Genomic DNA, 22,620 nt, shown 5'->3' with positions numbered 1-22,620 from the left:
CCGGACCACCCGGGACCGGCCACCTCGGCTGCCTACCGTCCCTGTCCGTTGGTCCCCGTGTGCCCGGCATCGAGGTCCGGGTCCCTCTCCCGAAAGGCACTGAGTTGAAGCTCAGCACCAGGTCGCGCGCCGTCGCCCTCTCCGCGGCGCTCGCCGGCACCCTCTCGCTCGCTGCGTGTGGGGCGTCCAACGAGACCGAAGGAACCAGCGGCGGCAACGGCGGCGGCGGCGGGAGCGCCGCTGAGCTCAGCGGTGACCTCGTCGGTGCCGGCGCCAGCAGCCAGCAGGCGGCCATGGAGGCCTGGCAGGCCGGCTTCGAGGGCGAGTACCCCGACGTGCAGTTCAGCTACGACCCGGCCGGGTCCGGCGCGGGCCGCGAGCAGTTCATCGACGGCCGGGCCGACTTCGCCGGCTCCGACGCCGCGCTCGACGAGGAGGAGCTGACCGCCGCGCAGGAGCGCTGCGCCGGCGGCGAGGTCTTCGAGCTGCCGAACTACATCTCGCCGATCGCGGTGATCTTCAACCTCGAGGGCGTCGACTCGCTCAACCTCACGCCCGACCTGATCGCGCGCATCTTCACCGGCCAGATCACCACCTGGAACGACCCGGCGATCGCCGAGGCGAACCCGGACGCGCAGCTGCCCGACACCGGGATCACCCCCGTGCACCGCGGTGACGACTCCGGCACCACGGACAACTTCACCGACTACCTGTTCCAGACGGCGCCCGACGTGTGGACGTCCGAGCCCGACGGCGTGTGGCCGCTGCCCGGTGGCGAGGCCGCGAACGGCACCTCCGGCGTCGTCGGCGTCGTCGAGAGCACGGCCGGCGCCGTGACCTACGCCGACGCCAGCCGCGCCGGTGACCTGGGCGTGGCCAGCGTCGCCGTCGGCCAGGAGTTCGTCGCCCCGTCGGCCGAGGCCGCCGCCGCCATCGTGGAGAACTCCCCGCCCGTCGAGGGCCGCGGCGAGTACGACTTCGCGATCGAGCTCAACCGCCAGACCGAGGGCTCGGGCGAGTACCCGATCGTCCTCGTCAGCTACCACGTGGGCTGCGTCCAGTACGACGACCAGGCGGCCGCCGACAACGTCAAGGCCTTCATGTCCTACGTGATCAGCGAGGACGGCCAGGCGGCCGCTGCCGAGAACGCCGGCAACGCGCCCATCTCCGACACGCTGCGCGAGCAGGCCCAGACCGCGGTCGACGCGATCACCGCCGGCTGACACAGGGCACCACACCGGGTGGCCCGGGGCGTCGACGACGTCCCGGGCCACCCGTCCGGCCCGGCGACGGGCTCCCCCGCACCACACCGATCGACCACCCGGAGCAGCGGTGACCGCCACGAAGGCCCCGACCGAACCCCCCTCGACGCCGCGCGTCGTCCGCCGGGCGGGTGACCGCATCTTCGCCGGCAGCGCCAAGGGCTCGGGCATCTTCATCCTGCTCGTGCTGGCCGGCGTCGCCGCCTTCCTCATCAGCGAGGCGATCCCCGCCCTCACCGCCCCCGCCGAGGACATCCCCGGCGGCGAGGGCCTGGCGAGCTACATCGCCCCCCTCATCCTCGGGACGCTGCTCGGCGCCGTCCTCGCGCTGCTGGTCGCCACGCCGCTCGCGGTGGGCATCGCGCTCTTCGTCACCTACTACGCGCCCCGCCGGATCGCCGCCGGCCTGGGCTACGTCATCGACCTGCTGGCGGCCATCCCCAGCGTCGTCTACGGCTTCTGGGGCCTGGCGGTCCTCGCCCCGGCCCTCGTGCCCTTCCACGTGTGGGCCGAGGACAACCTCGGCTGGATCCCCCTGTTCGCGGGCCCGGCATCCACCAGCGGCCGCACGATGTTCACCGTCGGCCTGGTGCTCGCCGTCATGATCCTGCCGATCATCTCGGCCATCGCCCGCGAGGTGTTCAGCCAGGCCCCGGCGCTGCACCGCGAGGCCGCCCTGGCCCTCGGCGCCACACGCTGGGAGATGATCAAGATGGCGGTGCTGCCGTACGGCAAGTCCGGCGTCATCGCCGGCGCGATGCTCGGCCTGGGCCGCGCGCTGGGCGAGACGATGGCCGTGGCGATCGTGCTCTCCGGCGGTGCCGGGGCCACGCTGAACCTGATCAGCAGCTCCAACCCCTCGACGATCGCATCGAACATCGCCCTGCGGTTCCCGGAGGCGACCGGCCTGGGGATCAACACGCTGATCGCCAGCGGCCTGGTGCTGTTCGTGATCACGCTGGGGGTCAACATGCTCGCCCGCTGGATCGTCAACCGGCGCGCCGACTTCTCCGGAGCCAACTGATGAGCACCTCGACCCAGTCCCCCGTCCGGGTCGCCGAGGACCCCCGCGGGCCCATCCGCCCGCAGCGCCGGCTCCCCCGTTACGCCGCCCTCGGCCTCTACCTCGCCGGGATCGCCCTGGGCGCCGCGCTGTCGGCGCTCACCGGCTTCAGCATCGCCCTCACCGTCATCTACGGCGTCATCCTGGGCACGCTGGCCGTCTACGTCGGGGCGCGGGCCGTGGAGGGCCGTCGCAAGGCCACCGACCGGCTGGTCACCGCGCTGGTCACCACCGCGTTCGCGATCGCGATGGTCCCGCTGGTGTCGCTGGTCTACACCGTCCTCGACAAGGGCCTGGCGCGCTTCGACGCCCAGTTCTTCACCAACTCGATGTTCCGGGTCGTCGGCGAGGGTGGTGGCGCCTACCACGCCATCCTCGGCACCGTGATCATCACCGCGGTCACCGCGGTCATCTCCGTGCCCATCGGCCTGCTGACGGCGATCTACCTCGTGGAGTACGGCTCCGGGCGCCTGAAGAGGGCCATCACCTTCTTCGTCGACGTCATGACCGGCATCCCGTCGATCGTCGCCGGCCTGTTCGCCTTCGCGCTGTTCACGCTGCTCTTCGGCAACGACGTCCGGCTCGGCCTGATGGGTGCCGCGGCCCTGTCGGTGCTGATGATCCCGGTCGTCGTCCGCTCGTGCGAGGAGGTCCTCAAGCTCGTCCCCAACGAGCTGCGGGAGGCCAGCTACGCCCTGGGCGTGCCCAAGTGGCGGACGATCGTCAAGGTCGTCCTGCCGACCGCCATCGCGGGCCTCGGCACCGGCATCACCCTCGCGGTCGCCCGCGTCATCGGTGAGACGGCGCCGCTGCTCATCACCGTCGGCCTCATCACGGGTACGAACCTCAACCCGTTCGACGGACGGATGGCGACCCTCCCGGTGTTCGCCTACTACCAGCTGACGCAGCCGGGCACCGCGACCCAGGCCTTCCTCGACCGAGCCTGGACGGCGGCCCTGGTCCTCATCATCCTGGTGATGGTCCTCAACGTCGTGGCCCGCCTGATCAGCCGTCTGTTCGCCCCCAAGACCGGTCGCTGACCGACCCGACCCGGAGGATCCCCCCGTGGCCAAGCGCATCGAGGTCTCCGACCTCAACATCTACTACGGCAACTTCCTCGCCGTGGAGGGCGTCAACGTCTCCATCGAGCCGCGCAGCATCACGGCGCTGATCGGCCCCTCGGGCTGCGGGAAGTCCACCTTCCTGCGCTCGCTGAACCGGATGCACGAGGTCATCCCCGGCGCCCGCGTCGAGGGCAAGGTCGTCATGGACGGCCAGGACCTCTACGGCGCCGACACCGACCCCGTGGACGTCCGCCGGCAGATCGGGATGGTCTTCCAGCGGCCCAACCCGTTCCCGACGATGTCGATCTACGACAACGTCATCGCCGGGAACCGGCTGAACAGCAAGAAGATGAAGAAGTCCGAGTCCGACGACCTGGTGGAGCGCGCCCTGCGCGGCGCCAACCTGTGGAACGAGGTCAAGGACCGGCTCGACCGGCCCGGCTCGAGCCTGTCCGGCGGCCAGCAGCAGCGGCTGTGCATCGCCCGCGCGATCGCCGTCGAGCCCGACGTGCTGCTCATGGACGAGCCCTGTTCGGCGCTGGACCCGATCTCCACGCTGGCCATCGAGGACCTCATGGCCGAGCTCCGGGACCGCTTCACCATCGTGATCGTCACGCACAACATGCAGCAGGCGGCCCGGGTGAGCACCTCCACCGGCTTCTTCAACCTCAACGGCGTCGGGCAGCCCGGGCGGCTCATCGAGTTCAACCCGACCGAGAAGATCTTCAGCAACCCCGACCAGAAGGCCACCGAGGACTACATCTCCGGCCGCTTCGGATAGACGGGGGACGCTCCTGCCCCCGCGGCAGGGTCGTTCCAGCACGTTCGTGAGGCCGCCGCGAGTCCGCTCGCGGCGGCCTCGTCGTGTCCGCCCCGTGGAGCGGTCAGCCGCAGCGGACGGGGCCGGTGCCCGTCGCGGGGTCCGCCGGCGGAGTCGTGGTGTCGACGACGGCCGTCTCGGCCGCCGGGGCCTCGGCAACGGCGGCGGGCGCCGGGGCCGGCACCGGGACGACCTGGGTGAAGCCCGGCCCGATGACGAGCTGGACGGTGTCGCCGATGGCGTCGCTGGGCTGCAGCACCGCTCCCGGGACGGCGGCGGCGACGGTCCGCGCCGGCTCGAGGACGCCGGGCCCGTGGCGCACGACGGTCTCGTTGACCGTGCCGGTCTCGTTGCCCACCTGGCCCACCGTGAAGCCCTGCGCGCGCAGCTGGTCGGCCACGGTCGAGGCCAGCCCCTGGGTGGCGGTGCCGTTGAGGACGTCGACGGTCACCGCGGCGCTCGCCACGGTCAGCGGCTGCGGGCCCGGCGTCGTGGCCGACGGCTCGGCAGCGGGCTGCGCGGCGGGCTCGGCCGCCGCGGTGGCGGCCGCGACCTCGGCGGCGGCGAGCTCCTCGGGGACCCGGGTCTTCTGGATGACGTCGTCGAAGAGCGAGCGCACCCGCGCGCCGTCGAGCAGCACGTAGGCGTGGTCGCTGCCCGCGGGCACGTAGCCGACCTGGGCGACCGGCAGGCCGGCGCGCTGGACGGCGCCGCCCTCGAGGTCACCGAGCGCCGCCGCGAGCGTCCGCAGGTCGCCGAGCGTGGTCTGCTCGTCGACGGTCAGGGCGTCGGCGGCCCGGGTGAGGAAGCGGGTGAGCTCGGGGGTGTTGGCCAGCGTGCCGGCGCTCACGGCCGTGCGCAGGGTCGCCGACAGCAGCAGCTGGGCGCGCTCGGCGGCGGCGGCACCGGTGACGTCGGAGCCGGCGTCTCCCGGGGTCAGGTAGCGGGTCGCGCGCTCGCCGGTGAGCCGGGAGCTGCCGGCCGGCAGTGGGGCGGCGGAGGCGGCGTCGGCCGGTCCGGCGGTGGGCAGGCACACGCTCACCCCGCCGACGGCGTCGACCAGGGAGGGTAGCCGGCCGAGGTCGACGGAGAGGTAGTGGTCGACCCGCAGGCCCGACAGCTGCTGCACGGCGCGGACCATGCAGGCCGGCCCGCCGGTCAGCAGCGAGCTGGCGAACGCCTCGGACACCGCCTCGCGGACGTCGCCGTCCCCGGTCGGGCAGGCGGGGGTGTCGACCATCGCGGTCGGCGGCACGCTGACGAGCACCGCGCGCTCCTCGTCGGCGGCCACGTGCACCAGCAGGCTGGTGACCGACGCCGGCCCCTCGGTGCCGGGCAGGTCGGTGCCGACCACGAGGTAGGTGGTCGTGCCCTCCTGCCACTGGGGGGCGATGACCTCCGGCCCGTCCGGCGCGAGCGCGGCGACCCGGGCGATGTCCCGGTCGACGTAGGAGTAGAGACCCAGGTGGTAGGCGAGCGCGAGGCCGAGGACCGCGGCCAGGGCGAGGCCGGCACGGACCAGCCGCCGGCGGGCCGGGCTGCGCGGCGGGCGGGCCGTCACGGGGCGCCGGGTGCTCCCGCTGCCCGACGGCGCCGAGGGGTCGCGCCCGGGGATCGGTGGGAGCGGGGCGGGACGGCGGGACGAGCCGGCCCCCGAGGACAGCGGCGGGAACAGCGGCGTCGACGGCCGGGCACCGTCGGTCCCGGGCAGCGGCGGGACGGGGCCGGACCGGTGGACGCCGGGCAGCGGCGGCACCGGCGCCGACGGGTGGACGCCCGGCAGCGGTGGCACGGGTCCCGAGCGGTGGGTGCCCGGCAGCGGCGGGACCGGCGCCGACCGCTGGACCCCGGCCGGGCCACCGGGGACGGGCGGCAGGCCACGGCGGGCTGCGGGCGTGTCGTCGAGGGCGCGCGGTGGGCTCGGTGCCGGTGCCGGTGCCGGTGCCGGTGCCGCGGGCACCGGCGGGCGGGGACCGCGGTGCGGCGGGAGCGACTCACCGGGTTCGAGCGGGATGGGCACCTCGCCGGTGCGGCGGGCGGCGCGGCGGCCGGTGGCGTTGCCGGACCGGGCGATCAGCTGCTCGACGGTGAGCGGACCGGGTGCGTCAGGACCGCGCCCGTCGTCTCTGCCGTCCCGCCCCCGTCCCTCGCCCACCGGTGTCGACATCCCATCGTCGTCGTCCGTGTCGTCGTCCGCGCCGCAGCGCCGGGCCGTCGCTCCCCGCATGTGCAGCAGCACGCAACGATACGGCCCGCGAGCCCTCCCGAGGGGCGACGCGCGGGACGACGGCGCGGCGGACCTCCGCCCGTGCCTACCCGACCGGGTGGCCGGACAGTCCCCGGCCGGGCGACCCGCCGTCCACGGACGTAGCGTCGGCGCGTGAGGCTGCCGACGATCCCCGGTCCGTCCGACGTGTTCTCCGCCGTCGAGAGCCTGCGCGACGGCCTCGCCGAGGCGCTCGCCCTGCTGCCGCGGGTGGCGGCCGCGGTGAGCCGGTTCGAGGGCCTGCTCGACCGGGTCGACGGGGTCGTCGGCCGGGTGGAGGACCTCGTCGGGCACGCCGAGGGCACCATCGAGGCGGCCGACCGGGCCATCGGGGGCGTCGGCGAGACGCGGCACCGCGCCGACGAGGCGATCACCGCCGTCCAGGCCACCCGGCAGCGGGCCGACGACGCGATCACCGCGGTCGGACGCACGCAGGAGCGGGCCGACGGGGCCATCGACGCCGTCGGGGACACCCAGAAGCGGGCCGACGCGGCGATCTCCGCCGTGGAGGGGACACAGGTGCGGGCCGACGCTGCCATCGGCGCCGTCGGACGGACCCAGCAGAAGGCCGACGAGGCGATCGGCGCCGTCGGACGGACCCAGCAGAAGGCCGACGAGGCGATCGGCGCCGTCGGACGGACCCAGCAGAAGGCCGACGAGGCGATCGAGGCGGTCGGGCGGACCCAGCAGCGGTCGGACGCCGTCATCTCCGCCGTGCAGGGCACCCAGCAGCGGTCGGACGCCGTCATCTCCGCCGTGGAAGCCACCCAGCAGCGGTCGGACGCCGTCATCTCCGCCGTGGAAGCCACCCAGCAGCGGTCGGACGCCGTCATCACCGCCGTGCAGGCCACCCAGCAGCGGTCCGACGAGGCCATCGAGGCGGTGAGCGCCACCATCGGCCGCTCGGCCGCCGTGATCGACCGGGCCGACGGTGCGGTGGGCGCCGCGGAGGGCCTCGTCGGCCGGGTCGACCCCCTGCTGGCCGGCTACGAGGGGCCGCTGGCGCAGCTCACGCCGAGCGTCCGGCGACTGGCCGAGACGCTGGACCCGCACGAGGTCGAGGCGCTGGTCCTGCTGGCCGACCGGCTGCCGACGCTGGTCGACTCCCTGGACCAGACCGTGATCCCCGTCCTGGCCTCGCTCGAAGGCGTCGGGACCGACGTGCACGACCTGGTCGACACCATGCAGGACCTGCGGCACGTGGTGAAGGGCTTCCCCGGCTCCAAGCTCTTCCGCCGACGCGGCGCGGAGGAGATCGCGGGGAACGACAGCGCCCAGGACGACGACGAGGAGGCCCAGGAGCGCGTGGGCTCCTGAGCCTCCTCCGGGGTCGGGCCGGTCAGGTCTCGGTCGGGTACCCCAGCGCGCGGACGACGTCGCCGATCCGCTCGTAAGTCTCGCCCTCGGGCAGCCGCTCCAGCTCGGCGACGACGGCGTCGGGCGCCCGGTGGTCGAGCGCGGCCTCGACCAGCTGGGGACCGGTGTTCGGGAAGTCGGCGCGCACCAGCCAGCGCGCCAGTTCGGCGCGGGCCACGACGGCGTCCTCGGTCATGCCCACGGGGACGCCGCCGATCAGCGTGCTGTTGGGGCTGTCGCCGGTGTCCGGCTCGCCCTCGGCGACCGGCTCGACCTCGCGGAACTCCTCGGACCGCGTCGCGTGGTTGCTCTTGAGCATCCCCTGGATCTCGTGCTCGAGCTCCTCGTCGAGGCGCGGGTTGTGCTTGTTGCTGCGTGAAGACGCTCCGGCGAAGCGGTCGTCGGTCTCGCTCACGGTCTCTCCCCTCGGCGGGTGTCTACTTCTTCTTCTGCAGCGCGGAGGGCTTGTGCACCGCCGTCTTGCCGCTCTTGTCGCTCGTCACCTCGTACTGCGGGTCGTCGGAGCTGGCCCTGACCGTGCGGCCGCCGGCCTCGGTGTCCTCGGTGATCTCCTTCGTCACCGTGCCCTCGACCTTGCTGCCGTGGCTGTTCCAGGTGACGTGGTCACCCTTCTTCACGTCGTCGGCCATGCGTCCGTCCTCCCTCGCCCCGCTGGACCCACCCCCGGTGCCCGCCCCGTCGCGGGGGCACACATCGGGCCCCGGCGGCCCGGCGCACGGCTCCGGCGGTGGCCGCGCGCGACCCAGCTCACCCCCGCAGCGGGGAGCACCACCCGATCGGGCAGTGCCAGGACCTCGATCGTCACGTAGCGTTCCCGGTGACGGGGGCCCACGGAGCAAACTGCCTGCTGAGAGTCGAGCAGCGGTAACGCTCGGTGATGCCCCCCCGTCCTCGATCGCCGGCCCGGTCGACCCCATTCCCCCGGGGTCGGCCGGGTCGGCCCGCGTCGACACCCGGTCCCTAGGCTCGCGCTCGTGTCGGAGGCCGGAGATGTCCGCAGCGTCGACGTCCTCACGGTCGTGTCCGTCGCCGACGTGACCCCCTCGGTGCGCCGGGTGGTGCTCTCCGGCACCCCGGACGCCGTCGCGTCCGCCGGGCCGACGGTCAACCTGCTCGTCCCGCGCGTGGGCGACGCCGCGCCCCGCTGGCCGGCCGTGGCACGCGACGGGCGGGTGGTGTGGCCGGTCGGCGCGCACGGGGTGAGCCTGCGCAGCTACACCGCCCGGCGGCAGGACCCCGCACGCGGCGAGGTGGAGATCGACTTCGTCCTGCACGGTGACGGCCCGGCCGCGGCCTGGGCCGGGGCCGCCGCGCCCGGCGCGCTGCTGGGGGTGGCCGGCAGCGGGCCCCTCGGGGACCGGCCGGCCGGCACCGTGCTGCTCGCGGGCGACGAGACGGCGCTGCCGGCGATCGCCCGCATCCTCGGGGCGGCGGCCCCGGACGTCGTGGGCACCGCGCTGCTGGAGGTGGCCGGACCCGAGGAGGAGCAGTCGCTCGCCGCGCCGCCGGGTGTCGAGGTGCGCTGGCTGCACCGCGGCGGGACGCCGCCCGGGGAGAGCACGGTGCTGGCCGACGCCGTCGCCGCGCTCGAGCGCCCCGCCGGCGAGGACCTCTTCGCGTGGGTCGCCGCCGAGTCCGCGGCCGTGCGGGCGGTCCGCGCCGACCTGCGCGGCCGGTGGGGCCTGTCGCGGGCGCAGCACCACGCCATCGGCTACTGGCGGCGGGGCCGCGCGATGGCGCCCGCCGGCTGAGGACCGCACCCGCCAGCCGAGGACCGCGCCCGCCGGGCTGGGGACCGCGCCCACCGGGCTGGGGACCGCGCCCGCCGGGTGCGGAGGACCCTCCCGTCCAGCGTCCTCACAGGTACCGTCCAGCGGAGCAGCAGCAGTGCCGGGCACCGTGGGGACCATGACGACGGTGACCAGGCGTCCGACGGGAGACGTGGTGACGGGTACCCGCACCGCTCGAGGCACCGGCCCGGAGGCCCGCCTCCTGGTGGTCGACGACGAGCCCAACATCCGCGAGCTGCTGTCCGCGAGCCTGCGGTACGCCGGCTTCGACGTGGCGACGGCGGCCGACGGCCAGCAGGCCCTGGCACTGGCGGCGACCTTCCGCCCCGACCTGCTCGTCCTCGACGTCATGATGCCGGGGCTCGACGGCTTCGGCGTCGTGCGGCGGCTGCGCGAGAGCGGCCGGCACACGCCGGTGCTGTTCCTCACCGCGCGCGACGCCGCGGAGGACAAGGTCTCCGGCCTCACGCTCGGCGGGGACGACTACGTCACCAAGCCCTTCAGCCTCGACGAGGTGCTCGCCCGCATCCGGGCGGTGCTGCGGCGCAGCACCGGGCAGCAGCGCGCCGCCGAGAGCCCCCGGCTGACCTTCGCCGACATCGAGCTCGACGAGGAGTCGCACGAGGTCGTGAAGGCCGGCGAGGTCGTGTCGCTGTCCCCCACCGAGTTCAAGCTGCTGCGCTACCTCATGGCCAACGCCGGGCGGGTGCTGTCGAAGGCACAGATCCTCGACCACGTGTGGAACTACGACTTCAACGGCGAGGCGAACGTCGTGGAGTCCTACATCTCCTACCTGCGGCGCAAGGTCGACACCACCGAGCCGCGGCTGCTGCACACCATCCGCGGGGTCGGCTACACGCTGCGCCTGCCGCGCGGTTCGTGAGCACCTCCCCCGGCACCCCTCCCGGGACCCGCGGCGGCTCCCGGCTGCCGCGGGTCCCGCTGCGCATCACCCTCGTGGCGCTGCTGCTCGCCCTGGTCACCGTCGCCCTCGTCGTCACCGGGGTGACGGCGACGTCGCTGCTCAAGCGCTACCTGGCCGAGGAGCAGGACCAGCAGCTGCAGAGCACGCTGCGGGGGATCCTGCAGCGGGACGACCTGGTGACCGCCTGCCTGTTCGGGGGCCGGCAGCCTTCCGTCACACCCGGCAGCTACCTCGCCTGCGTCCTCCCGAGCGACGACGAACCGATCGTGCTCATCGGCCCGCCCTCCGACGACGCGCTGCCCGACCTCGACCGCGAGGACGCCGTGGCCATCGCCGCCGACTCCGGGCCAGGCGGCCCCGGCCGTCCCGGGAGGCTCCCGACCCACACCGTGCGCTCGGAGGACGGCGACACGTACTGGCGGGTCACGGCGGTGGGACTGCCCGGAGACCTCGTGCTCGTCGCGGGCGGCGACCTCGGCCGCGACGACAAGGTCATCGGCCGGCTGGTGGCCATCGAGGTCGTCGTCGGCCTGGTCGTGCTGGTGGCGCTGGGACTGGCCGGCTACGGGCTGGTGCGCAGCAGCCTGCGCCCGCTCGCCGCTGTCGAGCGGACCGCCCAGGCCATCGCCGCCGGTGACCTGTCCCAGCGGGTGCCCGCCGGGGACGGCCGCACCGAGGTGGGCCGGCTGTCGCAGGCGCTCAACGGCATGCTCACCCGCATCGAGAGCGCCTTCCGCGCCCAGAAGGCCTCCGAGGAGCAGGCGCGGGCCTCCGAGGAGCGGATGCGCCGCTTCGTCGCCGACGCCAGCCACGAGCTGCGGACGCCGCTGACGTCGATCCGCGGCTTCGCCGAGCTCTACCGGCAGGGCGCGGTCGGCAGCCCGGCGGAGACCGCGCGCCTGATGCAGCGGATCGAGAGCGAGGGCGCCCGGATGGGCGTGCTGGTCGAGGACCTGCTCCAGCTGGCGCGCCTGGACCAGCAGCGCCCGCTGTCGCTGACCCCGGTCGACCTGGCCGAGATCGCCGGCGACGCGGTGCACGACGCCCGCGCGCTCCAGCCCGACCGGCCGATCTCGCTGCACCTGGACGAGTCCCTCACCGAGGTGCCGGTGGTGCTCGGCGACGAGGCCCGCCTGCGCCAGGTCGTGGGCAACCTGGTCTCCAACGCCCTGGTGCACACCCCCCGGACGGCGCCGGTCACGGTCCGGATCGGCGAGGACACCAGTGACGGTGGCGACCGGGTGGTGGTGCGGGTGGCCGACGAGGGCCCGGGCATGGTGCCGGAGGACGCCGCGCGGGTGTTCGAGCGCTTCTACCGGGCCGACGCCTCGCGCAGCCGCGTCGCCGGCGGCACGGGCCTGGGCCTGTCGATCGTGCGCGCGCTGGTGGCCGCGCACGGCGGCGACGTCGCCCTGGACACCGCGCCCGGCCGCGGTGCCGCCTTCACCGTCCGGCTGCCCCGCTCCGGCCCGGACCTCAGCGGCCCGCCCGGCGTCCTCGCCGCCGCTCCCCCCACCGCGGCCGAGGACGGTCCCGGGGAGGCGACCGGACGGCCGGACGTACCGTCCGCGGGTGACCACTGACGACGACGGCGCCCCGTACGACCCCGACCTGATGGCGGCCGTCAGCGACCTCGGGGACGCGCTGCGCGGGCTGGTGGACGCCTCGGTGCGCACGACCGTCCCGGCCGGTGAACTGCACGAGGCCGCCGCGACGGTGCGCGCCGTCACCGCCCGGCTCGGCGCCTCGGTCCGCCCGCTCACCCGGTTGCCCGTCCTCGACGACCCGGTGCGCTTCCGGCGGGTGTTCAACCCGGTCACCGGGGTCGGCAGCGCGCTGGCGCCGCCGCTGGTGCTGCGCGAGGAGCCCGGCGGCGTCGTCGGCGAGGTGACCTTCGGCCCGGCCCACGAGGGACCGCCGGGGTTCCTGCACGGCGGGATGAGCGGCATGGTCATGGACCAGGTCCTCGGCGCGGCCACGATCCGCGCGGGCCTGTGGGGGATGACGGCGCGGCTGGAGCTCGACTACCGCCGTCCGGTCGCGCTGGGCGTCCCGGTCGTCTGCCGGGGCCGGGTGGTCGAGCACGGCGGCCGCAAGTCCCTCGTCACCGGCTCGATGGCCCTCGCCGCCGAGCCCGACCGGCCTCTGGTGGAGGCGCGGGCGGTGTTCGTGCTCCCCCGGGAGGAGCTGCGCGCGGCGTACTTCGCCGAGGTCACCGACGCCGCTGGCCGACACGCCCCGCCGTCGCGGCCCACCGACGCGACCGCGCCCGCCGCCGCGCGGGAGGACCGGCCGTGAGGGACGTCGAGGTCGCCGCGTCCGCCGCGCGGGCGGCCGCCGCGGTGCTGCTCGACCTGCGCGGCGGCGGGCTGTCCGGGCGGGCGCTCGGCGACGCCGGGGACGCGGCAGCGCAGCAGGCGATCACCGCGGTCCTCGCCGAGCACCGCCCCGACGACGTCGTCTTCAGCGAGGAGGCCGCCGACGACCGCAGCCGCCTGGAGGCCGGACGGGTGTGGATCGTCGACCCGCTCGACGGCACCCGCGAGTACGGCGAGGCCGGCCGCCCGGACTTCGCCGTCCACGTGGCGCTGTGGTCGGCCGGCGGGCTGGGCGCGGCCGCGGTGGCGCTGCCGGCCGTCGGCGAGGTGCTGGTGACCGACCCGGCGCCGCCACTGCCCCCGGCCGTGGCGCGGCCCCCGCGGATCGCCGTCAGCCGGACCCGCCCGCCGGCACAGGCGGAGGAGGCGGCGGCGGCGGTCGGCGGTGAGCTGGTGCCGCTGGGCTCGGCCGGCTGGAAGACCACGGCGGTGGTGCGCGGCGAGGTCGACGCCTACGTGCACGCCGGCGGCATGTACCAGTGGGACTCCGCCGCGCCGGTCGCCGTCGCCCTGGCCGCCGGCCTGACCGCGCTCCGGCTCGACGGGTCGCCCCTGCGCTACAACGAGCCCGACCCCTCGCTGCCCGACCTGCTGGTCTGCCGCCCGGAGCTGGCCGCCGCCCTCCTGGCCGCGGTGCGCTGACCGGCGTGCCCGACACTGGAGGGGTGACGACGACCGCCCACCGGCTCACCCAGCTGGAGACGCTCGAGGCCGAGTCCATCCACGTGATCCGCGAGGTGGCCGCCGAGCTCGAGCGCCCGGTGCTGCTGTTCTCCGGCGGCAAGGACTCCATCGTCATGCTCGAGCTGGCGCGCAAGGCCTTCGCGCCGGCCCGCATCCCGTTCCCGGTGATGCACGTCGACACCGGCCTGAACTTCCCCGACGTCCTGGAGTTCCGCGACCGCCGGGTGGCCGAGCTCGGCGTGGAGCTGGTCGTGGCCTCGGTGCCGGACGCGATGGCCCGCGGCCTGGTGCGCGAGGAGCCCAACGGCTCGCGCAACCGGATCCAGACGCCGGTGCTGCTCGAGGCGGTCGAGGAGCACGGCTTCACCGCGCTGTTCGGCGGCGCCCGCCGCGACGAGGACAAGGCCCGCGCGAAGGAGCGGGTGTTCTCCTTCCGCGACGAGTTCGGCCAGTGGGACCCGAAGAACCAGCGCCCGGAGCTGTGGGACCTCTACAACGGCCGGATCCACCTCGGCGAGTCGATCCGGGTGTTCCCGCTGTCGAACTGGACCGAGCTCGACATCTGGCAGTACATCGCCTCGGAGGACATCGCGATCCCGCCGCTGTACCTGGCGCAGGAGCGGGAGGTCGTCGAGCGGCAGGGGATGCTCTACGCCGTCAACGAGTTCGTGCGTCCCCGCGAGGGCGAGCGCGTCTTCCGGGAGACGGTGCGCTACCGCACGGTCGGCGACGCCAACCTCACCGCCGCGGTGCGTTCGGAGGCCACGACGGTCGCCGACGTCATCGCCGAGATCGCGGTGACCCGGATGACCGAGCGCGGCGCCACCCGCGGCGACGACAAGGTGAGCGACGCCGCGATGGAGGACCGGAAGAAGGAGGGCTACTTCTAGGAGGGCCTCGGTGCAGCTGCTGGTCGGCTCACCGCGGGGGCCCGGCAGGAGGGCCGCTCCAGCTCTCACCGCGCTTGCGGCGAGCCGCCACGGGGAGCCGGCGCGCCCGCGCGCGACGGTGGCGCCGGTAGCGCAGCAGCGCGACGACGGTGACGGCGAGCAGCAGGAAGCCGGCCGGCCAGCCCACCGCCTCCGGCTGGGCCACACCGAGCGCCTCGGCCGCCACGTAGCCGACCGCGTACCCGGCCACGACCACCAGCAGCACCGGCACGAGGAACACCAGCCCGCCCACCGCAGCCCCTCTCCGCGGGCCGGGTGGCCCTGCTCACACCCAGCGTCCCCTCCTCCGGCCCCGCACGCCCGCGGCACCGGCCGCTGGGGATGATGGAGGCATGGCCGAGCCCGTCGTCGACGTCCACTCCGCCGCCGCCGAGCAGGCGGCCGAGATCGCGACGGCGCGCCGGGACATCCTCCGCATCGCCACCGCGGGCTCGGTCGACGACGGCAAGAGCACGCTCATCGGGCGGCTGCTGTTCGACAGCAAGGCCGTCTTCGAGGACCAGTACGCGGCGATCGAGCGGGCCAGCCGGGGCGACTACGTGGACCTGGCGCTGCTCACCGACGGCCTGCGCGCCGAGCGGGAGCAGGGCATCACCATCGACGTCGCCTACCGCTACTTCAGCACCCCGCGGCGCACGTTCATCCTGGCCGACACCCCCGGGCACGTGCAGTACACCCGCAACATGGTCACCGGCGCCTCGACGGCGGACCTGGCGATCGTGCTGGTCGACGCCCGCAAGGGCATCCTCGAGCAGAGCCGGCGGCACGCCTACCTCGCCGCGCTGCTGCGGGTGCCGCACCTGGTGGTCGCCGTCAACAAGATGGACCTCGTCGACTGGTCGGAGGAGGCGTTCGCGGCCGTCCGCGACGAGTTCCGCGCCTTCGCCGCCAAGCTCGAGGTGCCCGACCTGACCGTCGTCCCGATCTCGGCGCTGCGCGGCGACAACGTGGTCACCCGGTCCGACGCCGCGCCCTGGTACGACGGCCCGGCGCTGCTGGAGCACCTGGAGTCCGTCGAGGTGGCCGGTGACCGCAACCTCACCGACGTCCGCTTCCCCGTCCAGTACGTCATCCGGCCGCAGTCGGACGCCTTCCACGACTACCGCGGCTACGCCGGCACGGTCGCCAGCGGCGTCCTGCGCTCCGGCGACCCGGTGCAGGTGCTGCCCAGCGGCCGGACGACGACGATCGCCGGCATCGACGGCCCGCGCGGTCCGGTGGAGGAGGCGTTCGCGCCCATGGCGGTCACCGTGCGGCTCGCCGACGACCTCGACGTCTCCCGCGGCGACCTGCTCTGCGGTCCGGAGGGGGCCCCCGAGGTCACCCAGGACCTCGACGCGCTGGTCTGCTGGATGGCCGACGAGCCGCTGCGGCCGCGGCAGCGGCTGGCGGTCAAGCACACCACCCGCAGCGTCCGGGCGGTGGTCAGGGAGGTCGTGCACCGGCTCGACGTCAACACCCTCGACCGCGAGCAGGAGGCCGGCGAGCTCGGCCTCAACGACATCGGCCGGGTGCGGCTGCGCACCACCCAGCCGCTGTTCGTCGACGACTACACGCACAACCGGGCGACCGGCCGGTTCATCCTCGTCGACGAGGCCACCAACGCGACCGTCGGCGCGGGGATGCTCGTCCCCCACTAGGAGCCGGTCGCGGGGGTGCCGCCCACCTCGTCCCGCCAGCTGTGCACGGGCGTCCACCCGAGGACCCGGCGTGCCTTCTCGCTGCTCATCAGCGCCTGGTGGCGGCCCAGTGGGCCCCGCACCGGGACGCCCGGGAAGTGCTCGGCGGCGAGCTCGGCGCTGGGCCGGCTCATCACCGTGTCGGTGTTGGCGATGACGAGGACGTCCGCACCGCGACCGGGGTGGTCCAGGGCGGCCAGGACCGCCGCGGCGCCGTCCCGGGCGTCGATGTAGGACCACGCGTTCCACCGCCGCAGCGCCGGGTCGGCGTCGAAGGACGGGAAGGCCGCGTAGTCGGCCGGCTCCATCACGTTGGAGAAGCGCAGCCCGGTGATCGACAGCTCCGGCCGCCAGCGGGCGAACTGACGCGCCATCTCCTCCTCGAGCGTCTTCGACAGCGAGTAGGACGTGGTCGGCGCGGGCCCGCAGTCCTCGTCGAGGGGCAGGTGCGGCGGCGGGGTGTCGAAGGGCAGCCCGAGCACCGTCTCGCTGGAGGCCCACACCACCGTGTCGACGCCGGCCACGCGGGCTGCGGCGAAGACGTTGTAGGTGGTCGTCACGTTCGCGGCGAACAGCGCCGCGTCGGGCCGGAGGCCGGGCGCCGGGAGGGCGGCCAGGTGGACCACGGCGTCCGGGGCCGGCCACCGGTCGTCGACCCCGGTCAGCACCCCGACGGCCTGGCCGTAGTCGGTGAGGTCGGCCCGGGTCCAGGCGACGTCGGGGCGGCCGGGCGGCACGAGGTCCACGACCGACACCCGGTGGCCGCGCCGTACGAGCAGGTCGACGACGGCGCGGCCGAGCTTGCCGCTCCCCCCGGTGACCAGGACGTGCCGGGCGGGGGCGGTCACCGGCCCCGGCCCTCGGGTGCGACGGCGGGCAGGGCGGTCATGGCTCTCCGATCCGGGTCGTCGTCACCGGTGCCACCACGGGCCGGTGCCGGGCGGTCGGCCCGCCGTCCGGGACGTGCCGGACGGCGGGCCCGTGCGTCAGGACTCGGTGTCCGGGGGTGCCGGCGTCTGGGAGGCGTCGCCGTCCCAGTCCTTGCCGGCCTGGTAGGCGTGGCCCGAGGCGCTGTCGGTCTGCTCGGCGACGGTCTGCACCATCTCCTCGTCCGACAGGCCCTCGCCGGCGGCCTCGGTGTGGCTGGTGGGCTCGCTCATTCCGTCTCCTCCGTCTGGCGGCATCGGTCCCCCCAGCCCTCCCCGGCGGGCCCGCGGGACAAACGCGACCGATCCGGGCCGGCGCTCAGCGCAGGCCGGGGCGCAGTACGAACCAGACCCGCTTGCCGCCGTCGGCGTCCTCGACGCCCCAGTCGTCGGCGATGGCGGCGACGATCTGCATGCCGCGGCCGCGCGGCTGGTCACCGCACAGCTGACCGACCACCGGGCGCACCGCGCTGCCGTCGGCGACGGCGATGCGCAGCCAGCCGTCGGAGTACTCGAGTTCCAGCGACAGCACGCTCTCGCCGCCGACGTGGTCGACCACGTTCGCCACCAGCTCGGTGACGAGCAGCTCGACGTCGGCGACGTCCTGCGGCGCCTGCCAGGCCCGCAGCAGCTCGCGCGCGAGGTGTCGCGCGGCGGGGACGCTGCGCGCGGCGGGTGGCAGGTCCACCCGTGCGGTGAGTGACGACATCGGTTCCCCCGTGACCGGCACCGGGGGCACCGAATCGGTTGTGCACTACCTATCCGGGTTCACGATGACAGCTCGGCGCGCAGGACGCAAGGCCCGTTGCATGCCAGGGCCGTTGCATGCCAGGGCCGTTGCATGTCACGCCCGTTGCATGCAACCCCCCTTCACCACGGTATCGTGCAACCGACCCCGACCGGGGACGCCGGCGAGCTGCGGGAGGACCGACCGTGACGGCAGCACCGGGGCGGACACCCGGCGGACCCGAGCCCACCGACACCGCACCGCGCGACGACGACGCACCGCCCGCCGACGACGCACCGCCCGCCGACGACGCACCGCCCGCCGACGACGCCCTGGCCGCGCTCGAGGACCTGGTCCGCGAGATCGACCGGTGTGCCGCCGAGCTGCAGCTGGCCCGCGAACGCGCCGAGCTGCTCCTGACCCGCCGCCGCACCGGCAGCGCCTGGCACGACATCGTCAGCGCCGAGGCCCGCCCGCTGGTCGTGGAACGGATCAGCACGGTGCTCTCCGGACTGGCGGGGGCCGGGTCGGCCTGGCGGAAGGCGCAGGCGCACGCGCTGCAGGACGAGCAGGTGAGCATCAACCGGATCGCCACCCTCTACGGCGTCACCCGGCAGCGGATCTCCGCCCTGCTGCGCGAGGAGCGGGCCGCTAGGCGGTGAGCGCGTCGATGGCCTTGTAGAGGCGCTGCTCCGACACCGGGCGCGGCGTGCCGATCTGCTGGGCGAACAGCCCGACGCGCAGCTCCTCGACCATCCAGCGGATCCGCGTGACCGGGTCGTCGGGTGCGCCGGTGGGCGGCACCTCGCGGCGCAGCTGCTCGTACTCGGCGGTGACCGCGGCGACCTGCTCCGTCCACAGCGCGTCGCGCGCCGCGTTGGCCGGCAGCTTCTCCAGCCGGTACGCCATCGCCTTGAGGTAGCGCACCAGGTCGGGCAGCCGCCGTCGTCCGGCGGCGGCCACGAAGCCGCGGTGCAGCAGCCCGCCCATCTGCCGGCGCAGGTCGGCGACGGCGGCCTCGGGCACCCGCCGGCCGGGCGCCGCGCCGATCGCGACGGCGACCTCGCGGGCCTGGGTCAGCACCGCCTCCACCCGCCGGACGGCGTCCTGGGTGAGCGGCAGCAGCTGCTGGCGCGCGATCGCGACCAGCGCGTCGAAGGACGCCTCGTCGCGGGGCGGCCCGCCGGCGGCGGCGACGAGCTCGTCGGCCGCGGCGTCGACGCAGTCGTCGACCAGGGCCGGGATCTCGCCGTCGGGGTTGAACTGCAGGGCCAGCCGGCTGCGCGGGCCGAGGCCCTTGACCACCTGCCGGGTCGGTGAGCCGGCCACGAGCACCAGCAGGCGGCGCGCGCCGCGCCAGCTCAGCCGGGTCGCCTCGGCCTCGGTGGACACCACGCGGACCCCGGCGGTGGCCCCCTCGTCGACCAGCGCGGGGTACGCGGTGACCACGTGGCCGCCGCGGCGGACCTCGACGGTGCGCGGCAGCTCCCCGATCGTCCACGCGGTCAGGCCGGTGCGCTCGAGGTCGGAGGCGGCGCGCGCCAGGCTCGCCCGGGCCTGCGGCGCGACCTGCGCGCGCAGCTCCCGCAGGTCCTTGCCCGTGGCCAGCGCGCGCTGCCGGTCGTCGACCACGCGGAAGGTGGCCCGCAGGTGGCCGGGCACCTGGTCCGGCTGCCAGGCATCGGGCGGGACGACGACGCCCGCGGCCCGCCGCAGCTCGCGCTCCAGCGCCGGCAGCAGCGGCTCGGTCGGGGCGACGCGCGGCAGCACCTCGCGCACGCGGTCGGGGATCGGCACGAGCGCGCGCCGCAGCTGCTTGGGCAGCGTCCGCAGCAGCGCCGTCACCAGCTCCTCCCGCAGACCCGGCACGGTGAAGGCCAGCGACTCCCCCGACGTCCGCTCGACGACGGCGTCGAGCACCGCGAGCGGGACGTCGACGGTGACGCCGTCCTCCGGCGCGCCGGGAGCGAAGGCGTAGGACAGCGGCAGGGTCAGCCCCTGGGTGAGCGGCACCTCGTCGGGGAAGTCCTCGGCGCGGACCTGCCCGGCGGCGGCCGCGTTAGTGAGCATCTCGGGCGTGAACGTGAGCAGGTCGGGGGTCTCCCGGCGCGCGGTCTTCCACCACCGGTCGAAGTGCCGGGTGGAGACGACGTCGGCCGGGACGCGGGCGTCGTAGAGCTCGAAGACGGTCTCGTCGTCGACCCGGATGTCGCGCCGGCGGGCCCGCTCCTCCAGCTCGGCCACGCGCTCGAGCGCCCGCTGGTTGTCGGCCCAGAAGCGGTGGTGCGTCGTCCACTCGCCCTGCACGAGGGCGTGCCGGATGAACAGCTCCCGGGAGACGACCGGGTCGATGGAGCCGTACTGCACGCGCCGGCCGGCGACCAGCGGGATGCCGTACAGGCTGACCCGCTCGCTGGCCACGACCGAGCCGCGCTTGGCGTCCCACCGCGGCTCGGAGTACTCCCGCTTCACCAGGTGGCCGGCCAGCCGCTCGACGTCGTCGGGGTCGACGCGGGCCACGGTGCGGGCGAACAGCCGGCTGGTCTCCACCAGCTCGGCGGCGACGACCCACCGCGGGGGCTTCTTCGCCAACGGGGTGCCGGGGGCGATGACGAAGCGGGCGCCCCGGGCGCCGAGGTACTCACGGCTGCCGCGCCGCCGGGATGCGTCCTTCCGCCCCGCGGGGTCCTCCACCTGCAGGCCCACCTGCGACAGCAGCCCGGCCAGCAGCGCGGTGTGCACGCCGCGCTCGTCGGGCTCGGCGGCCAGGTCGCCGACGGTCATGCCCAGCCGGCGGGCGGTGCCGCGCAGCTGGCCGTGCAGGTCCTGCCACTCGCGGATGCGCACGTAGTGCAGGAACTCGCGCTTGACCGTGCGCCGGAACGCGCTGCCCGACAGCGCGTCCTGCTGCTCGGCGAGGTACCGCCACAGGTTGAGGAGCGCGAGGAAGTCGGAGTGCTCGTCGGCGAAGCGGGCGTGCAGTTGGTCGGCGGCCTGCTGGTGCTCGGCGGGGCGCTCGCGGGGGTCCTGGACCGTCAGCCCCGCGGCGATGACCAGCACCTCCTCGAGCACGCCGCGCCGGTCGGCCTCGACCACCATGCGGCCCAGGCGCGGGTCCAGCGGCAGCTGGGCCAGCGCCCGGCCGGTGTCGGTGAGCCGCCCGTCCTGCAGCGCGCCGAGCTCCTCGAGCAGCGCCCGGCCGTCGGCGATCGCCCGCCGGTCCGGCGGGTCGACGAACGGGAAGTCCTCGACCGCGCCCAGGTCCAGGGCGGCCATCTGCAGCAGCACCGAGGCGAGGCTGGTGCGCAGGATCTCCGGGTCGGTGTACTCCGGCCGGCCCTCGAAGTCCTCCTCGGTGTAGAGGCGGATGGCGATGCCCTCGGCGACGCGGCCGCAGCGGCCCGAGCGCTGCCGGGCCGAGGCCTGGCTGATCGGCTCGATCGGCAGCCGCTGGACCTTCGTCCGGGCGCTGTAGCGGGAGATGCGCGCGGTGCCGGGGTCGACCACGTAGCGGATGCCCGGCACGGTCAGCGACGTCTCGGCGACGTTGGTGGCCAGCACGACACGGCGGCCGGTGTGCGGCTGGAACACCCGGTGCTGCTCGGCGACCGACAGCCGCGAGTAGAGCGGCAGCACCTCGACGCCGGGGAAGCGCTCGGTGAGGGAGTCGGCGGCGTCGCGGATCTCGCGTTCGCCGGCGAGGAACACCAGCACGTCGCCGGGACCCTCGGTGGCGAGCTCCTCGACGGCGTCGCCGATGGCGGTGACCTGGTCGCGGTCGGGGTCGGCGTCCGGGTCGTCGGGGTCGACGACGGGCCGGTAGCGGACCTCGACCGGGTAGGTGCGGCCGCTGACCTCGACGACCGGCACGTCCGCGCCGTCGACGGCGAAGTGCTTGGCGATCCGGTCGACGTCGATGGTGGCGGAGGTGATGACGACCTTGAGGTCGGGCCGCCGGGGCAGGAGCTGGGCGAGGTAGCCCAGCAGGAAGTCGATGGTGAGGCTCCGCTCGTGCGCCTCGTCGACGATGATCGTGTCGTACTGGCGCAGCAGCCGGTCGTGCGCGATCTCGGCCAGCAGGACGCCGTCGGTCATGAGCTTGACCAGGGTGCGGTCGCCGACCTGGTCGGTGAACCGGACCTTCCAGCCGACCGCCTCGCCCAGCGGGGTGTCGAGCTCCTCGGCGATCCGCTCGGCCACCGTGCGCGCGGCGATCCGGCGCGGCTGCGTGTGCCCGATCCGGCCCCGCACCCCGCGGCCGAGCTCCAGGGCGATCTTGGGCAGCTGGGTGGTCTTGCCCGAGCCGGTCTCGCCGGCGACGACCACCACCTGGGAGTCGCGCAGCGCAGCGGCGATGTCGTCGCGGCGGGCGCTGACCGGCAGCCCCTCGGGGTAGCCGATCGGGGGGAGGGCGGCGCGGCGGCGGGCGATGCGCTCCTCGGCGGCGGCGACGTCGGTGGCGATCTTCTCCAGGGCACGGGCCCGCGCGGCCTCGTCGCGCGTGCGGCGCAGGCCCTCGAGCCGCCGGCCGAGGCGGTGCTCGTCCTCCAGCGTCAGCTCGGCGAGCCGGGACCGGAGATCCGGGAGGGTCGCGGTCACGGCGGTGCTCGGCTTCCTTCCAGGGGACGGGGGCGCGGTGCTCCCGCGTCAGGATCGCACCGGGGGCCTGCGCCGTCGGGCGCCCGGGCCGGAGGGCACAACGCCCGCGG

Annotated in this window: 21 protein-coding genes; 13 read left to right on the top strand and 8 right to left on the bottom strand. The window is 75.1% G+C overall.

Translation table 11 applies throughout. The features are described 5' to 3' along the window. Positions 1-104: 104 nt before the first annotated feature. The 4 genes from pstS to pstB all read left to right on the top strand — a co-directional run bounded on the left by pstS (position 105) and on the right by pstB (position 4,170). Positions 105-1,223: a phosphate ABC transporter substrate-binding protein PstS gene (pstS, locus tag BM165_RS08925; RefSeq protein WP_075013201.1), complete on the top strand. Its 1,119-nt coding sequence runs from the start codon at positions 105-107 to the stop codon at positions 1,221-1,223. A 109-nt stretch (positions 1,224-1,332) separates the two neighbouring features. Next, complete coding sequence (gene pstC, locus BM165_RS08920) at positions 1,333-2,286, top strand: phosphate ABC transporter permease subunit PstC (protein ID WP_075013200.1); 954 nt, start codon at positions 1,333-1,335, stop codon at positions 2,284-2,286. Next, positions 2,286-3,365 carry a phosphate ABC transporter permease PstA gene (gene pstA / locus BM165_RS08915; protein ID WP_075013199.1) on the top strand — a complete coding sequence of 360 codons (1,080 nt, stop codon included), beginning with the start codon at positions 2,286-2,288 and terminating at the stop codon, positions 3,363-3,365. The genes pstC and pstA overlap by 1 nt, the downstream gene beginning before the upstream one ends. A gap of 25 nt (positions 3,366-3,390) precedes the next feature. Next, a complete protein-coding gene (gene pstB, locus BM165_RS08910; protein ID WP_075013198.1) occupies positions 3,391-4,170 on the top strand; it encodes a phosphate ABC transporter ATP-binding protein PstB in 780 nt (259 codons plus the stop codon). Positions 4,171-4,273: 103 nt separating this feature from the next. Here the strand turns inward: pstB and BM165_RS08905 are convergent, their stop codons facing one another. Further along, complete coding sequence (locus tag BM165_RS08905) at positions 4,274-6,376, bottom strand: LCP family glycopolymer transferase (protein WP_083427240.1); 2,103 nt, start codon at positions 6,374-6,376, stop codon at positions 4,274-4,276. A 213-nt stretch (positions 6,377-6,589) separates the two neighbouring features. Between BM165_RS08905 and BM165_RS24730 the strand changes: the two genes are divergently transcribed. Then, positions 6,590-7,792, top strand: a complete 1,203-nt coding sequence (locus tag BM165_RS24730) for a coiled-coil domain-containing protein (RefSeq protein WP_075013196.1) — start codon at positions 6,590-6,592, stop codon at positions 7,790-7,792. A 22-nt stretch (positions 7,793-7,814) separates the two neighbouring features. On the opposite strand, the gene BM165_RS08895 is transcribed toward BM165_RS24730, so the two are convergent. Both BM165_RS08895 and BM165_RS08890 read right to left on the bottom strand, forming a co-directional pair. Then, complete coding sequence (locus BM165_RS08895) at positions 7,815-8,246, bottom strand: DUF2795 domain-containing protein (protein ID WP_075013195.1); 432 nt, start codon at positions 8,244-8,246, stop codon at positions 7,815-7,817. A 22-nt stretch (positions 8,247-8,268) separates the two neighbouring features. After that, entirely contained in the window at positions 8,269-8,481 is a 213-nt protein-coding gene (locus BM165_RS08890; protein WP_075013194.1) for a hypervirulence associated TUDOR domain-containing protein, read from the bottom strand. A 345-nt stretch (positions 8,482-8,826) separates the two neighbouring features. Between BM165_RS08890 and BM165_RS08885 the strand changes: the two genes are divergently transcribed. The 6 genes from BM165_RS08885 to cysD all read left to right on the top strand — a co-directional run bounded on the left by BM165_RS08885 (position 8,827) and on the right by cysD (position 14,519). Next, a complete protein-coding gene (locus BM165_RS08885) occupies positions 8,827-9,603 on the top strand; it encodes a siderophore-interacting protein (RefSeq protein WP_075013193.1) in 777 nt (258 codons plus the stop codon). 193 nt (positions 9,604-9,796) lie between these two features. After that, the gene (locus BM165_RS08880; RefSeq protein WP_075013478.1) at positions 9,797-10,525 is read left to right on the top strand and encodes a response regulator transcription factor; all 729 of its coding nucleotides are present in this window, start codon (positions 9,797-9,799) and stop codon (positions 10,523-10,525) included. Further along, positions 10,522-12,150 (top strand): sensor histidine kinase, encoded by a 1,629-nt coding sequence (locus BM165_RS08875; protein ID WP_075013192.1) that lies wholly within the window; start codon positions 10,522-10,524, stop codon positions 12,148-12,150. Before BM165_RS08880 ends, BM165_RS08875 begins: the two co-directional genes overlap by 4 nt. Beyond that, positions 12,140-12,865 (top strand): PaaI family thioesterase, encoded by a 726-nt coding sequence (locus BM165_RS08870; RefSeq protein WP_075013191.1) that lies wholly within the window; start codon positions 12,140-12,142, stop codon positions 12,863-12,865. Before BM165_RS08875 ends, BM165_RS08870 begins: the two co-directional genes overlap by 11 nt. Then, positions 12,862-13,587, top strand: coding sequence for an inositol monophosphatase family protein (locus BM165_RS08865; RefSeq protein WP_075013190.1), 726 nt, complete (start codon positions 12,862-12,864; stop codon positions 13,585-13,587). Before BM165_RS08870 ends, BM165_RS08865 begins: the two co-directional genes overlap by 4 nt. A 23-nt stretch (positions 13,588-13,610) precedes the next feature. After that, a complete protein-coding gene (gene cysD, locus BM165_RS08860; protein WP_075013189.1) occupies positions 13,611-14,519 on the top strand; it encodes a sulfate adenylyltransferase subunit CysD in 909 nt (302 codons plus the stop codon). A gap of 28 nt (positions 14,520-14,547) precedes the next feature. Here the strand turns inward: cysD and BM165_RS08855 are convergent, their stop codons facing one another. After that, a complete protein-coding gene (locus tag BM165_RS08855) occupies positions 14,548-14,811 on the bottom strand; it encodes a hypothetical protein (protein WP_075013188.1) in 264 nt (87 codons plus the stop codon). A gap of 100 nt (positions 14,812-14,911) precedes the next feature. On the opposite strand from BM165_RS08855, the gene BM165_RS08850 reads away from it, so the two are divergent. Continuing rightward, on the top strand, positions 14,912-16,219 hold the full coding sequence (locus BM165_RS08850; protein WP_075013187.1) for a sulfate adenylyltransferase subunit 1: 1,308 nt from the start codon (positions 14,912-14,914) through the stop codon (positions 16,217-16,219). Here BM165_RS08850 and BM165_RS08845 read toward each other — a convergent pair. The 3 genes from BM165_RS08845 to BM165_RS08840 all read right to left on the bottom strand — a co-directional run bounded on the left by BM165_RS08845 (position 16,216) and on the right by BM165_RS08840 (position 17,872). Further along, on the bottom strand, positions 16,216-17,106 hold the full coding sequence (locus tag BM165_RS08845) for an NAD-dependent epimerase/dehydratase family protein (protein WP_075013186.1): 891 nt from the start codon (positions 17,104-17,106) through the stop codon (positions 16,216-16,218). The two genes, BM165_RS08850 and BM165_RS08845, sit on opposite strands and share 4 nt — an antisense overlap. 138 nt (positions 17,107-17,244) lie before the next feature. After that, positions 17,245-17,418: a hypothetical protein gene (locus BM165_RS24725; protein WP_177225156.1), complete on the bottom strand. Its 174-nt coding sequence runs from the start codon at positions 17,416-17,418 to the stop codon at positions 17,245-17,247. An 85-nt stretch (positions 17,419-17,503) separates the two neighbouring features. Next, positions 17,504-17,872: an ATP-binding protein gene (locus tag BM165_RS08840; protein ID WP_244274145.1), complete on the bottom strand. Its 369-nt coding sequence runs from the start codon at positions 17,870-17,872 to the stop codon at positions 17,504-17,506. A gap of 245 nt (positions 17,873-18,117) precedes the next feature. On the opposite strand from BM165_RS08840, the gene BM165_RS08835 reads away from it, so the two are divergent. Continuing rightward, a complete protein-coding gene (locus tag BM165_RS08835; protein ID WP_244274144.1) occupies positions 18,118-18,573 on the top strand; it encodes a hypothetical protein in 456 nt (151 codons plus the stop codon). Here the strand turns inward: BM165_RS08835 and hrpA are convergent. Beyond that, positions 18,563-22,510 (bottom strand): ATP-dependent RNA helicase HrpA, encoded by a 3,948-nt coding sequence (hrpA, locus tag BM165_RS08830; RefSeq protein WP_075013185.1) that lies wholly within the window; start codon positions 22,508-22,510, stop codon positions 18,563-18,565. The two genes, BM165_RS08835 and hrpA, sit on opposite strands and share 11 nt — an antisense overlap. Between the last annotated feature and the right edge of the window lie 110 nt (positions 22,511-22,620).

Source organism: Geodermatophilus obscurus (assembly GCF_900115395.1).
In the GTDB taxonomy this organism is placed as follows: domain Bacteria; phylum Actinomycetota; class Actinomycetes; order Mycobacteriales; family Geodermatophilaceae; genus Geodermatophilus; species Geodermatophilus obscurus_B.
This window is presented reverse-complemented; position numbering and strand designations above follow the sequence as displayed.